Consider the following 14,287-nt stretch of genomic DNA (forward strand, 5'->3'; position numbering starts at 1 on the left):
GCACCTCGCCCGAGACGACGCCCGTCGCGAGGGCGACTCACACGTTTCATCGCATTGCCTTCATGGCGCCCTGATCAGCTCGGCCAGGGAGCGTCCATGATGCGCTCGACCGTGGTTGTGCGCTGGAAGCCGGGAATGAAGTGCTCCAGCACATCCGAGTTCACGGTTCCGTTCGTGGTCTCCGGGCGGTGCTTGAGTCCCTCGAGGTAGGCCTGCAAAAACTCGTTCTTGAAGTCACCCCGCGGATGGACGGCGGTGATCTCGTCCACCTGGCCGCGATCCAGCTCGTTCAGGCCCAGGCCGAGCACGTCGGTCAGGACCCCCACATTCGTGATGGCGATCTCCGGGCCCATCCGCCCGGGAATCCCCGGGGTCGTGTGCAGCGCGATCGCCGTCCACACCACGTCGGCGGCCCCGGCCGGGAAACCGCGGTCGAGCATGAACTTACGTGCGTGGTCGGCTCCATCGACCTCGAAGCGCTGCTCAACGTCGGAAAACGGGGTCAAAAGGCCGGTGTCGTGAAACATGGCGGACAGGTAGAGAAGCTCCGGGTCGGGCTCCAGGCCGAGCCTGTGAGCATGCATGGCGCCGAAGACGAAAACGCGCCGGGAGTGGTGGTAGATGAGGGGGCTGGTCATCTCCTGCATGAGGCGGGTGGCCTCGGCGACCGCCGCCGTTTCAGGAATCTCTACCCCCGCGATGATCTCGCTCATGACCTCTGCTCCTTCCGATATCAGTGTGTTACGAATGGATGGTGAGTCCGTCCTCCACACTGCCGACCACCCGGCGTCCGGCGCTCCCTCGGTCCGGCCATGAGTCACCCGAATCCGGACAGGCAGGCAGCGGGGTTGCGGGTTCCGCCCCGCATCGGGTTGCGATCCTCGTCTACGACGGGGTCAAACTCCTGGACGTCGCCGGCCCAGCCGAGGTGTTCGGGGAGGCGAACCGGCTCGGTGCCGACTACACGATCGTGCTGGTGTCGCCGACCGGTGGCGATGTCACCTCGTCCATCGGGATCCGGATCGCGGTCGACGACGCCGCCGCCACGGAGCCTGCTCCCGACACGTTCCTGGTGGCCGGCGCGGACATCTACCCGCGCACGCCAGTCCCCCGTGATCTGGTCGAGGCCGCGCGAACGCTGGCGGGCCGGGCCGGCCGGGTCGCGTCCATCTGCACCGGAGCATTCATCCTCGGCGCCGCCGGCCTCCTGGACGGCAAGCGTGCTACGACGCACTGGAAGGTCGCGCACGAGCTCGCCGCCCGCTGCCGGGCCAGCCGTGTCGACCCCGAAGCGATCTACGTCCGTGACGGCACCACCTACACCTCGGCGGGCGTGACCGCCGGCATCGACCTGGCACTGGCACTCGTCGAGGAGGATCACGGCCCTGATCTCACCCGCGACGTCGCCCGCGCCCTGGTGGTCTATCTGCAGCGTTCGGGCGGCCAGTCACAGTTCTCCGCCCCACTGCAAGGACCGCCGCCCCGGTCTCCGGCCGTCCGTAGAATCACGGACTTGATCACGGCGAATCCCGGAGGAAACCACTCACTGGGCGAACTCGCCAAGCACCTCAATGTGAGCCCTCGGCATCTCACGCGACTCTTTCACGACGAGCTGTCCACGACGCCGGCCCGGCACGTGGAGATGATCCGGTTCGACATGGCGAAAGCTCTCCTCGACCAAGGGCATACCGCAACGCAGACGGCATCCCTTGCCGGATTCCCGAATTACGAGAGTATGCGGAGAGTTTTCGTGAGGGAATTGTCACTCAGTCCCGCCGCCTATCAGCGACGCTTCAGCACAGCGCGCCGAGCCGACGAGGGGCAGCAGTAGGACGAAGCTGCCACTGACCCTTCTCGGCTTCGCCACTTCAGCCTCGCCACTCCAGGGCGAGGACGGCCTTGGCGACTGACGTCATGCGGTGGGGGCTGATGCGGGCTTTGTGGAAGACGTGCCAGGACTTCAGTCCCGCGACGCTTCGTTCGACTGGTGCACGTGCCGCTGGCAGGGCCCCGGTCGACCCTCCGATGGGTCGGGCTGAGGTCTTGGTGCGGAAGTCGCCCGATCGGCGTGGTCACCCAGGAGCCGGCCCCGATGTGGGCGCGGTCGGCAAGGACCGGAATGCTCTGGCGCTCGCAGATCCGGATGACTCGGTAGGTGCGGGCCGCGGTCAGGTCATGGGTGCGGCCTGACAGTGCGGAGGTCCGCAGCAGGTTGCCTGCGGGATCGGCAGCGACCTGCACGTTCACGCCGTGGCGGCGGTGCTTCTGCGAGAAGTCGGCCCGGCCGTCACCGACGCGGTCGCACTCGGCGAGTGTTCCGTCGAGCAGCTCGTACTCGGGATCACTTGGCGGCACGCCGGCCGCCGCCGCGATCACAGGCAGCGCCGTTGCAGCCGCCTTCGCTCACCGGCTCCCGCGCCGAACTCTCTTCCTCGGCGCCCTTTTGATCGCCGGTGGCCCTCGATTCTTGATCCTCGGACTCGATGTATCCGTGAGCTGGGTCTTCGTCATCATCGCGATCAGCGGTTTCGCGGAGGGCATGCTCAACCCCGTCCTTGGCGCAGCAGTCCTGGAACGTATCCCCCGAGACATGCTGGGACGTGTCGGAGGTATCGCTGACGCGATGGCATACGCGGGCATCCCCTTCGGCGGGATACCCGCAGGCATCCTGGTCGGAACTCTCGGCGCACCTGCGGTGCTCTTGACGGGCTCTGCCCTGTACTTCGCCGTCGTTCTGGCGAACACGATGTTCCCCGCTTGGAAGGAACTCGACACCGGCAAGCCCACGGGGACGTCTCCGGAACCAGATCGGTAGGTCAGGTCGCCACCCGCCAGGTTTCCCTCACATGTCGAAGGCTCCTTCCGGCCGACATGTGAGACAACGGAGGTGACGAATCCGCCCTGGGGCCGAGCAACCGGACACCAACCTGGAACGTCGTAGCGCGAGGTGTGAAAGAGTCAGACTGTTGCCCCATCGGTGGTCATCTCGGGAGGGGGTCCAGTGGAGAGACGGACGGCAGACGGTGCACCGGAGTTCGTCCCTGTACGTCCTCCGCGCATGATCGGCCGTCGCACCGAACTGGAGCAGATCGTCCAGGCGCTGACCCGGGCCCCGGCGACGGTGCTGATCGAGGGCGAGGCGGGCGTGGGCAAGAGCCGCCTGCTCCAGGAAGTTCTGCGCGTCCCCGAGGTACAGTCGCTCGGACCGCTGGTGGCCTCCTGCCCGCCCTACCGCGAGGCGCTGACCCTCCAGCCGGTCGTGGACGCCGTACGCCAGGCCCGCACGACCCTGGCCGACCTACGGTTCACGACCCTGGCCGGAGCCTTGCGGCCGCTGTTCCCCGAGTGGGCCCACGACCTGCCGCCGGCCCCGGACCCCTTCCACGACGCCGGCGCCGCGCGGCACCGGCTGTTCCGCGCGCTCGCCGAACTGCTGGACCGGCTCGGCACTGGCGTCCTCGTCATCGAGGACGTCCACTGGGCGGACGACGCGACGCTCGGCTTCCTGCTGTTCCTGGCCGCGCAGCACACCCGGAGCGTCAGCCTGATGCTCACCTACCGGCCCGAGGAAGTGCCCACCGGATCCGCCCTGTTGTCCCTGGCCGCACGGCCCGCCGTCGGCGCCGGGCACGTCCGGACATGCCTCAGCCCCCTGTCTGTGGCCCAGTGCGCCGAGCTGGTCTCCTCCATGCTCGACGACGAGCACGTGTCCGACACCTTCGCCGAGTTCCTGCACCAGCGCACGGAGGGCCTGCCACTCGCCCTGGAGGAATCCGTACGTCTCCTGCGGGACCGGGCCGACCTGGTTCGCTCCCGCGGCGAGTGGGTGCGGCGCACGCTGGGAGAGATCAGTGTGCCGCCGACCATCAGAGACGCCGTGCTGGAACGTTTCGCACGGCTGGATCCGGAGGTGCAGGAAGTGGTGCGCGCCACGGCTGTCCTCGTCGAACCCGCGCACGACCGTGTGATCGCCCAGATCGCCGGCCTGCCCGAGCGGCGCACCACGGCAGCCTTGGAGGCGGCTGTCCGGGGCGGGGTGCTGGTCGAGGACGCCCGCGGGCGGCTGCGCATCCGGCACGTCCTCGCCGCCCGCGCGGTGCACGACGACATTCCGGTCGGCCCGCGTCGTGCCCTGCATCTGAGGGCGGCGCAGGTCCTGGAAGAGGTCACGCCCGCCCCATTGTCCCGGCTGGCCCACCACTTCCGCGAGGCCGGCGCCCGGGAGCGCTGGTGCCAGTACGCTGAGCGGGCCGGTGACCTGGCCCTGGCCTCCGGCGACCACCAGACCGCGGTCGCGATGCTGCACGCGGTGCTGGAGGAGGGCGAGTTGCCGGCTGCGGACGTGGTGCGCGTGTGCCGCAAGTTCCCTGTCTTCGCGTTCTCGGGCTACCTCGGCAGCACCGATCTGGTCCGCACGCTGCGTTCACTCATCGACGACGCGGCGTTGGACCCTGCCGAGCGCGGCCGGGTGCGCGTCCAGCTGGGCCGCATGCTGCTGCACACCGGCCAGTACGAGGCCGGTTCGGCCGAGTTGGAGCGGGCGGTCGCGGACCTCGCCGACAGTCCGCTGGAGGCGGCGTCGGCGATGAGCGCGCTGGCCCGGCTGACGGCGCCCTCGTGGCCGGTGGCGGCCCAGCGCCGCTGGCTGCAACGGGTCACGGAGCTGGCCCGGACCGTGCTGCCGGTGGAGCAGCGGCTGACGTTCCAGGGTGAGCAGGTCACGGCGTTGCTGGAAATGGGAGACCCCGCCGGCTGGGAGGCCGCACGGGAGATCCCCGTCACTGCCGCCTCGCCCCAGGAGGCCGTCGACCTGACCCGCGCGGACCTCAACATCGGTGACGCGGCGATGCACTGGGGCCGGTACGGCGAGGCCAGGCGCCGCCTGACCTCCGGCCACCGGTCGGCCCAGGCGCAGGGACAGCTTCGGCTGCGCGACATGGCTGCCACGACCCTGGTCCACCTCGACTGGCACACCGGCGCGTGGGACGGCCTCGGTAGGCGAGCCGCCGAACTCGCCGCCGCCGCCCCGGACGAGCCGCTGATCCAGCTCGACACCACGCTCGTCACCGGACTCCTGGCCGCTTCGGCCGGCGACCTGGACACGGCCGCCGAACAGCTGACACACGTACTCGCCGACAGCCGCCGCAGAGGCATCCTCGGCATGTCGCTGGAGTCCGCCGCCGCGCTCGCCCGCGTGCGGTTGGCACAGGGACTGCTGGACGAGGCCCTGACGGTGACGGAGGAAGGCTGGCGTTCGGTGTTGCGCAAGGGCATCTGGCTGGCCGCGGCCGAGATCGCCCCGGCCCGCGCGCAGGCACTGGTGGCGGCCGGCCGGCATACGGACGTGGCGGAGCTGGTCTCCGGCTTCGCTCGCGGTGCGCGTGGCTGTCCTGCCCCTGTCGTCGAGGCGTCCCTGGCCGTCTGCCGGGCCCACCTGGCCGAGGCTGAGCAGCCACCCGCGCGTGCGGCCGACGCCTGGGCGTCAGCCGCCCATGCGTACGAGGCGCTGCCGCGGCCGTACGCGGCGCTGCTCGCCCGGGAGGCGCGAGCGCGATGTCTGGCCGCCGCGGGCGCGCCGGGCGAGGCGCTCGCGCTGCTGCCGGGGATCCGGGACGGGCTGCGCGAGCTGGGTGCCGCATACGACGTCGAGCGGCTCACCGAGACACTGAAGGCCCTCGCGCGGCATGAAACCCCGGACGTCGGCCGGCGCGGTCAGCGCGGCTACGGCGACCAGCTCTCGCCCCGGGAGCTGGAGGTGGTCCGCCTGGTGCTCGCCGGACTGACCACTCCCGAGATCGCCCGCACCCTGTGCCGTTCGCCCAAGACCATCGCCGCGCAGCTGAAGTCCGCCATGCGTAAACACGGGGTGACCTCCCGCACAGCACTGGCCGTGAGCGCCCTGCGGGCGGGCATCACACCCGAGGTCCGGGCGGGGGAGACCGGTCAGGAGGCGTAGCCCCAGCGGGGGTGCCGCGTTGCCTGGGCAGTCGCCCCATCGATCCGTCCGCCGTGCCGTGGCGACACAAGCCGCGCACATGTCCCGCACGCACACGGCGGATGCTGGAGAGCACCGCACGTGAGCCGTTCTCCCGAGGACAAGTGCGACGCGGCGGGGGCGGCTGCGAGGGGGGTGGGCCGGAGTCGGCGATCACCATGGGCGACGCTGCCGGTCCCCTGGCGATCCGCGACACCTCCACCCCTGCGACGACCCGCATCCGTCCCGCACACGACGACTGCCCGCACAACCCCACGGGGGTCGTGCGGGCAGTCGATACGCGGGCCCCAGACCCACTGACAGTGCCTGTCGATGAGGGCACCGCAGTCGGTCCGGCCGGTCAGGCTCCGGAGAGGGGCAGGCCGACCGTGGTGCGGGAGCCGCGCTTCGGTGTCAGCCGGACGGTGCGAGCACGGTGGTCGGCCGCCTCGGCTGTGAGGGTCAGCGGGCCGGGCCGCCGCCACACGTCATAGGTGCCTTCTCTGTCCGTGTGCAGGACGGTCGCGGCACCGCCCGGGCCGTGCACGGTGACCGTGGCCCCCGCGAGTGGCGTACCGGTCGCCGCGTCGGTCACGGCGCCGGTCACCTCCGCCCAGGACGCGGGCGCCGTGACGGTGAACTTCACCGGGACGGGCGGGTCGACGTAGGGCGAGTCGGTGGTCAGGGACAGGACGCCGGAGTACGTTCCCGGCGTGGTGACGGCGGAACCGTCCGCGGTGACCCTGATCCGCGCCGAGTGGCCCGGGGCGAGGTCGAGAGTGGTGCGGTTCTCCGTCAGCCAGGTCACCTGGTCGTCGGCGCACTGCCCGAAGCCGGGCAGGTTCTGCACCGTGCGGGTTCCCACGGGGAACTCCAGCGCACTCGGCGAGACACCGCCGCCGACCTGGGCGAGCCCGCAGCCGCTGCCGCTGGAGCGGAAGATCGGCTGGGCGGCGTTGGGCAGGGAGCTCCAGACGTCACCCAGCGGGTCGTACTGCAGAGCCTTGTTGGTCGCCCCGTCGGCCGTGACACCGCCGACGATCTGGAGCCGTCCGTTGCCGCCGTTGGCCGCCATGCCCCACACGGCGTACGGCGCGTCCGCCCCCTTGGTCCAGGTGTCGGTGCGCGGGTGGTAGACGTAGGTGCCCTTCAGCGCACGGGCGTGCCCCGTGGTGCTGAGATTGACACCGCCCGCGCAGGTGACGGCGCCACTGGTGCCCGCGCACCCGGCCCAGTGCACCGGGACGGGGTAGTCGGCGAGCTGTCGCCACTTGTCCGACGCCGGGTCGTAGCGGTAGACGTGTGCGCTCACTGTGCCGCACCCGTCCGGGCAGCCCCCGACCACGTAGAGCCTGCCGTCGAGGACCGCCGTGCTCGCCGCAGCGATGGGTGTCGGCAGATCGGTGACGCGCGACCACGTGTCACTCGCAGGGTGGTAGGCGTACACCGTGGAGACGGCCGTGGCGCTCGTGCCCTGCGCGGCCCAGCCGCCGACCACGTAGAGAGTGCCGTCGACGAAGGCCGCGGCCGGGGACTCGAGCGGCACGGGCAGGGGAGCGATCGGCGCCCACGTGGCCGCGGCCGGGTCGTAGACGTACGAGTTCTTGGTCCAGTGACCACCCTTGACCTTGTCGATGCCGCCGAGCGAGTACGTCTTGCCCTCGAACGTCGCGGAGGCGTTGTCCATGATCGGTTCCGGGTAGTCCGGCAGGATCTGCCAGGGGGAGCCGGACGACGTGGCAGGAGCGGCGGCCGGACTGCTGGAGGGAGCCGCCTGCCGAGCCGTGCCGGGGGCCGCGGGAGTGGCGGGACCGTCCGGGAAGACGCCCTTGACGAACTGGGGCGCCGCTCCGGAGACGGCCGGTACGGTCGTGTCGCCGCCGGCGTTCTGCTCGTTGACGGTCACATGCAGGGGTGCCCCGCCGGTGTTCTTCACGGTGATCTCGCGGGAGGCGCGGTGGCGGAGTTCCGCGCCGACCGTGATGTCGCCGCCGGAGACCGCGAGCCGGCCCGCGGCGAGGGACGGGTCATGGACGCGGACCGAGTCCGCGGTGATCGTGGTCTCTGCCGTGGCGGTCTTGTAGCGCGGCATCGTGGTGGTGACGGTGTTCTTGCCGGCGACCGGGCTGAACAGCCAGTAGAAGCCGTCGCTCAGCGCCGGATCGTCGGGGGTGGCGACGGAGGCGGTGACGGCCGCGCCGTCGCTGACGGTCGCTCCCACCAGGGGTCGGTGGGTGTTGGCGTCGGTGACGGTGCCTTCCAGGATGCCGCCGGCGAGGGTGCCGCAGCTGCCTACGGAGACGTCGTCGATCTCGAAGATGCTCCCTCCGGAGCCGGAGTAGTGGAAGCGGACGCGGACGTCACGGTGGCCGAGCGCGCCCTTGAGCGGGACGTCGACGGGTCCGGCGTAGTCGGTGCTTCCAGTGCGGAAGACCGTGGTCCACGTCGCTCCGCCGTCGAGGCTGAACGCGACGTCCGCTTCGCTGCCGTCGGTGTGGGCGAAACCGGCGTCGAAGCGCAGATGGTCGTCGGTCTCGTGGGTCAGGTCCAGGACCGGGGACAGCAGGTCGGCGTCCTCGGCGGTGCCGTTGTTGTCGAAGGGGTCGACCGCGGCGAAGTCTCCGCTGCCGCCCGTGAAGTTCCACTGCTGGTGCGGGTCGCCGAACTCCCAGGCGTTGCCGGAGGAGCCGTGGTCGACGACGGTCCAGCCGTTGCGCGCGCCGGTCCATCCCTCGAAGTCCGCCCGCACGGGGTAGGCGTAACCGGGTGCGACACACATGGTCTGGTCGGCCTTCACAGGGAAGTCGGCGCGGGTGTCGCTGGAGCCGAGCGCGACGGTGGCGGTGTCGGTGGCGTAGCCGGGCTGATCCGGCGTCACACGCAGGGTGTAGGAGGCGTGATCGGGCAGTTCGACGCTGTACTCACCGGTTCTGGGATCGGTGTGCAGCGCTCCTCCGGGGTAGCCGTCGACGGCGATCGTGGCGTAGAGGGGCCAGCCGTGCCCCGAGGCGTCGGTGACTTTTCCGGAGACGGTGTGACTGGGCAGCTTCCGGAGGGTGATCACGGTGCTGCCGGTGCCGCCGTCCGCGATGGTCAGCGTGGCGTGCCCCGCGTCCGCGTAGCCGAAGGCGGTCGCGCTCGCCTCGTACGGACCGGCACCGACGATGGCGCGGAACGCGCCCTTCGCGTCGGCCGTCGCGTGGTAGACGCGACCGTTGTCCTTGCCGGTGAGCAGCACGTTCGCACCGGCGACGGGAGCGCCGGCGGTGTCGGTGACCCGGCCTGTCACCGTGCCGTGCGGGCCCATCGCCAGGGCCGTCACGCCGTTCGGCGAACCGAGGCCGGTCGGCCCGTCCCATCCCGTGCCCGCGTCGCACAGCACGGTGGCGCAGGTCCCGCTGCTGCCCTCGGTGACGTCGAAGAGGTGGTGGCCCTGGTCGGCGTACGGATAGGTCACCGGGTACGTGTCGGCGGCGGGTTCGCCCGCCAGCGCGTACATCGCGGCGACCAGCGGAGCGGACAGGCTCGTGCCGCCCACCTGGAGCCAGCCGCTGTGGCCGAGGGAGTCGTAGACCGCGAGCCCGCTGTGGGGGTCGGCGACGGCCGAGATGTCGGAGATGGCCCTGCGGGCGCACGAGGTGGCGACATCCTGCTGGTAGGCGGGCCGCGGTTCGTACGCCGAGCAGCCGCTTCCGCTCGCCGACCAGGCGCTCTCCGTCCAGCCGCGCGCCGTGTCGGTGTCCCGGGTGAGGCGGGTGCCGCCGACCGAAACGACATCGGGGTCGGACGCGGGCCAGTTGACGACGTTGGCGGTGTCGCCGGCCGAGGCGGTCACGACCACACCGGGCTGCCGCCAGGCGTCGAGGGTCGCCTGCCCGGGGTCCTCACCGGGTATGCCGTAAGAGTTCGAGACGTACTTCGCCCCGAGGGCTACGGCGGTGCGTACCGCGGCGCCCAGGTCGTAGGCGCCGGCCGAGTCGGCCTCGACGAGCAGCAGGCGGCAGGCCGGACAGGCGGAGGAGACGGCGTCCAGGTCGAGAGCGGTCTCCTCGGCCCATCCCAGGTCGTCCACCGGGTAGTCGACGCCGCCGCGCTGGTCGACCTTGCGGAAGCAGCCGTTGTCGGTCGTGCAGGCCGGCAGCCCGAACTGCTTCCGGAACACGGCGAGATCGGCCTCCGCCGATGAGTAGCCGCCGGCATCCACGATCGCGACGGTACGGCCCTTGCCGCCGTCGGGGAGGTCGTACGCGGAGCGGATGTCGTCCGGGGTGAGCGCGGTGGCCGCAGGGCCGGTGGCGGCGGACTCCTTCCTCTGCCCGGCTTCCGTACTGATCAGGGCGTAGCAGCGAGCGGTGGGGGTGTCCGGGTCGGGCGCGGGCTTGTTGCAGTCCGCGGGCCTGTAGTCGGCCTGTTCCGAGGCCACGTCCAGCGGCGCTTCCGCGGAGGAGTCGGCTGACGCGGACCCCGTGATGGATGCGGCCTCGGCGGTGGCCGGCTCGGAGGCCGCTGCGGCGACGGGGGCCTGGGCGGCGACGAACAGGCTCAGACACGCCGCTATCAACAGCGAGACAGGCGCGCGCACGCGCCCACGTCCAGACATGGGGGAGTTCCTTTTCCTTCGGGGGAGGGGGCTGGGGTACGACCCGTGCGGGGAAGGGGGGCGGGGCGGCCCGGGGCCTTGTCAGTGCGGGGAAGCGGAGCAGGGCGGCCGGGGCCTTGTCAGAACACGGGCCCGGGTGGGCGGTGCGCGCTCACAGCGGTTCGTAGCCCGGCGCCGGATCGTGCTCGGCGGACTCCTGGCCGGGAAGGGGCTCCAGGTCGGCCTCGGTCAGCGACGGGGGTGTCCCGTCGCGCACTTCATCGGAATCCGGTTGGCCGTCCAGGGGACCGATCATCGGCAGCCTCTCCACCAGGGCACCCCGGGGCGGGGCGCGTCACGGGGCGAGTATGGCCGGGCCCGTCGTCGGGAACGATTGGGCAAATGACCTAAAGCTCGGGTGACCAGTGGGCCACGCGAGCATGACGAGCCGGTGTACGGGCCGCGGCCGTCGAGCCGAACCGGCGGCATGAGGCCGACCCGGTCGGCAGCCACGCAAGTCCGCACCCGCCGCCGCCTCGGCCATGCCGCTCCCCGTCTCGGTGGCCGCATCCGGCGTCGCCGTCGGGCGCCGGAATGTCCGGGTTCATTGAACGCTCGCCATATCCGTCGGCATTCGACGGTTCACCGACACCTGCCGCCACGCACAAACGTCACTTTCCTACTGATTGCCAGACTTCCCGTCACCTCGATGAACTTCTTGGCGCCTCGACACGGTTTCTCAATGGGTAGTCAGGCAATGCCCGGGGCCGCCGGGCCCCAGATGCACCCTCAAGCACGAAGAAGGATCATGAACGCGGTCACTGGCAGCGAGAACTACACGGTCTCCGTCTTGCAACGCCTTGCGGAGAGAGGTGATCGTGACGCGATCGTCGCGGGGTCGCGGCGGGTCGGCGGCGCCGAAGCCGTCAGCACGGTCCTGCGCTTCGCTGCGGCGCTGCGGGGCAGCGGTCTGGTGGAGGGGGACGGAGTCGCTCTGTTCGTGGAGAACTCCCCGGAGGCGCTTCTGCTCCAGCTGGCGGTTCATTTCACAGGCTGTCGACTGGTCTTCGTGCCGCCGGAGCCTGGCAACAGTGAACTGGAAGCCTTGGTCGAGCGCGCCGACGTCAGGATGCTCCTGTTCGACCCGGTCTTCGAGGAGCGGACCAAGCGGCTGGCCGGCCGGATCGACATCCCGTATCTCTTCGGCATCGGCGCGTCCTCGATCGCGGCCGACTTCCTGACGGCAGCCTCCGGCAACGCGGGCCTCTCGCTCCGCGACGCCGCAGACGGCCGCCACATCGCGACGCTGCTCTACACGGGCGGTACGACCGGACTGCCCAAGCTGGTCGTCCACCGCAGCGGCTTCTACGACACCTATGTGCAGGCGTCGGCCGCGTTCTCCGACAGCGAGTCCGATGATCCCGCAGTGCTGATCGGCACATTGGTGACACATACCAGCGGTCACGGCGCCTTCCTGATGGGCGTCCTGAGCGGCCACACCATCGTGCTGCTGAGGACATTCGACGCCGGCACGGCCCTGTCCGTGATGGACAGCGAGCGTGTCACCAGGATGGTGGTGGTGACACCCATGCTCTACGAGCTGCTCGATCACCCGGGCTGTCTCGCCGGTCGCTTTCCTGCGTTGACCACCCTCCACTACACCGGTGCGGCCGCATCCCCCGCACGCCTCAGACAAGCAATCGGGCGTTTCGGTCCGATTCTGGACCAGATCTATGGAGCGACCGAGAACGGACTCGTCACCCAACTCACCCCCCAGCAACACGACTTGCAGCGTCCCCAGTCATTGACCAGCTGCGGACGCCCAGCACCCGGAGTCGAGATCGAGCTGCGTGACGACGATGGCAAGCCGGTGCCGGTGGGGGAACTCGGTGAGCTGTTCGTGCGTAGTCGCACGGTCATGGAGGGGTACTGGAACGACCCGGAACGTACTGCTGAAGTCCTCGACGAAGAGGGCTGGTTCCGCAGCGGGGACATCGCGCGCGAGGACGAGAACGGCTACCTGTACATCGTCGACCGGGCACGGGACATCATCGTGACGGGCAGCACGGCCGACAACGTCTATTCCCGGCTTCTGGACGACTTCCTCACCGCACAGCCTGCCATCAAGGACGCCGCCGCCATCGGCCTGCCCGGCGACGACGACAAGGAGACCGTGCACGTCGTCCTCGTACTCGAGGACCGGGCCGACGTCCCGGACCTCGCCCGGCTGAGTCGCGAGATCGTCGACGCCCTTGGTGACCTCTACACTCCCGCTTCCTACTCGATCACCGACGCCCTGCCCATCACCACCGTCGGCAAGATCGACAAAAAGGCCCTCCGCGCGTCCTTGCTGGCATCCGGCGCATAGAACCCCTCGGGTGCGGCGTACAAGCCATGTCCGGTACGCCCCACCTGGCTTCGGAGTGGACCAGCCAACCGGCCCCCATCGCTGCTTGCGGTGGGGCCGGGGGTATGGACTCTGATCCTGACGTTCACTGAACATCGATTCAGTGCCGCAGGCGAGCATCGGCACAGCACCCCTCGCGGCAGCGACACCCCCGCCCTCCACCGCGACCTCGCCTCGCTCACCCCGCGCGAACTGGAGGTCCTCGGTCTGCCGGCCAGGACTGCAACGCCGAACTCGCCACACGTCTCCACCTGGCCGAGGCGACCGTCAAGACGCACGTCACCCGCATCCTCGCCAAGCTCGGACTCCGTGATCGTGTCAGAGCCGTCATCGTCGCCTACGAGACGGGGCTGGTCAGCGCCGGCGAACACGGAGCCGCCAGCGGTCCACCGAGCAGACGTAGATCGAAGCGGAGCCCTGGCCCCCCCGGCGCTGTCGTGCGGCGGCCCAAGGACAGCAGTCAGATCCGGCACCTGCCCCCGTAGTTCACACCACCGAACTGTCCTACGACGGGCGCACAGAAGGCGGCAGGCCACAAGCCGCAATGCGCCTAGTAGCTGTCGTAGCTGGGCTGACCGTTCGGCCGGTAGACGCCGACGATGGTGCCGCCCTTCGTCGTCGAGACACTGACCGGGTCCAGCGCGGTGGGGATCGCTCCGTCGGCGAACAGCCGCTTGCCGGTGCCGATGATCACCGGATGGATGGTCAGCCGGTACTCGTCGACGAGGCCGTGCTGCATGAGGGTCTGGGCGAGGTCGCCGCTGCCGACGACGTTGATGTCGCCGCCGTCGGACGCCTTCAGCTTGCGTACGGCCTCGACGACGTCACCTTCCAGCAGCGTGGAGTTCTGCCACTCGACGGACGTCAGGGTCCGGGACGCCACGTACTTGTGCATGGTGTTCATCCGATGGGTGAACGGGTTGTCGGGATCGGCGGTCGGCCAGTACGACGCGAAGATGTCGTACGTCTTGCGGCCGAGCAGCATCGCGTCGGAGTGCTCGTACCAACCGGCGATGGCCGTGCCGACCTCGTCGTCGGACACCGGTTTCTGCCAGCCGCCGTGCTCGAAGCCGCTCTCAGTGTCCTCGTCCGGACCGCCCGGCGCCTGCATGACGCCGTCCAGTGTCAGGAACGTGCAAACGATGACCTTGCGCATGGTGCGCTCCCTTCGTCGACGGGTAGACCGCACGACCGCCGGAAACTCATCGGCACCAGACCGAGTGGTCCTACACCTACGACCTCACAACGGCGACGCCGGTGCCAACGGCACCCCCGTCACGCCGCCGCGGCCATCGAGCTGAGCCAGGCTCTCGTGCCCGACGGCGAC

Annotated in this window: 8 protein-coding genes and 2 pseudogenes; 5 read left to right on the plus strand and 5 right to left on the minus strand. The window is 70.2% G+C overall.

Translation table 11 applies throughout. The features are described from left to right. Positions 1-74 precede the first annotated feature (74 nt). Positions 75-713, minus strand: coding sequence for an HD domain-containing protein (locus ACGFRF_RS28135; RefSeq protein ID WP_393744554.1), 639 nt, complete (start codon positions 711-713; stop codon positions 75-77). Between the two features lie 164 nt (positions 714-877). Here ACGFRF_RS28135 and ACGFRF_RS28140 point away from each other — a divergent pair, with 164 nt between their 5' ends. Beyond that, positions 878-1,831 (plus strand): GlxA family transcriptional regulator, encoded by a 954-nt coding sequence (locus tag ACGFRF_RS28140; protein ID WP_393744675.1) that lies wholly within the window; start codon positions 878-880, stop codon positions 1,829-1,831. 37 nt (positions 1,832-1,868) lie between these two features. On the opposite strand, the pseudogene ACGFRF_RS28145 reads toward ACGFRF_RS28140, so the two are convergent. Continuing rightward, positions 1,869-2,343: pseudogene (locus tag ACGFRF_RS28145) on the minus strand (transposase family protein); the annotation flags it as partial. Between the two features lie 28 nt (positions 2,344-2,371). On the opposite strand from ACGFRF_RS28145, the gene ACGFRF_RS28150 reads away from it, so the two are divergent. Further along, the gene (locus tag ACGFRF_RS28150) at positions 2,372-2,815 is read left to right on the plus strand and encodes an MFS transporter (protein ID WP_393744677.1); all 444 of its coding nucleotides are present in this window, start codon (positions 2,372-2,374) and stop codon (positions 2,813-2,815) included. Positions 2,816-3,058: 243 nt separating this feature from the next. Beyond that, a complete protein-coding gene (locus tag ACGFRF_RS28155; protein WP_393744556.1) occupies positions 3,059-5,956 on the plus strand; it encodes an ATP-binding protein in 2,898 nt (965 codons plus the stop codon). 379 nt (positions 5,957-6,335) lie between these two features. On the opposite strand, the gene ACGFRF_RS28160 is transcribed toward ACGFRF_RS28155, so the two are convergent. Beyond that, a complete protein-coding gene (locus ACGFRF_RS28160) occupies positions 6,336-10,574 on the minus strand; it encodes a carboxypeptidase regulatory-like domain-containing protein (RefSeq protein WP_393744558.1) in 4,239 nt (1,412 codons plus the stop codon). A 151-nt stretch (positions 10,575-10,725) separates the two neighbouring features. Further along, positions 10,726-10,869: a hypothetical protein gene (locus tag ACGFRF_RS28165; protein ID WP_393744560.1), complete on the minus strand. Its 144-nt coding sequence runs from the start codon at positions 10,867-10,869 to the stop codon at positions 10,726-10,728. A 492-nt stretch (positions 10,870-11,361) separates the two neighbouring features. Between ACGFRF_RS28165 and ACGFRF_RS28170 the strand changes: the two genes are divergently transcribed. Then, positions 11,362-12,921, plus strand: a complete 1,560-nt coding sequence (locus ACGFRF_RS28170) for an AMP-binding protein (RefSeq protein WP_393744562.1) — start codon at positions 11,362-11,364, stop codon at positions 12,919-12,921. A gap of 168 nt (positions 12,922-13,089) precedes the next feature. Then, positions 13,090-13,445 (plus strand): annotated as a pseudogene (locus ACGFRF_RS28175) (response regulator transcription factor); the annotation flags it as partial. Positions 13,446-13,510: 65 nt separating this feature from the next. Here ACGFRF_RS28175 and ACGFRF_RS28180 read toward each other — a convergent pair. Further along, positions 13,511-14,116, minus strand: coding sequence for a dihydrofolate reductase family protein (locus tag ACGFRF_RS28180; RefSeq protein ID WP_393744564.1), 606 nt, complete (start codon positions 14,114-14,116; stop codon positions 13,511-13,513). Positions 14,117-14,287 lie beyond the last annotated feature (171 nt).

This window comes from Streptomyces sp. NPDC048521, assembly GCF_043199855.1.
In the GTDB taxonomy this organism is placed as follows: Bacteria; Actinomycetota; Actinomycetes; order Streptomycetales; family Streptomycetaceae; genus Streptomyces.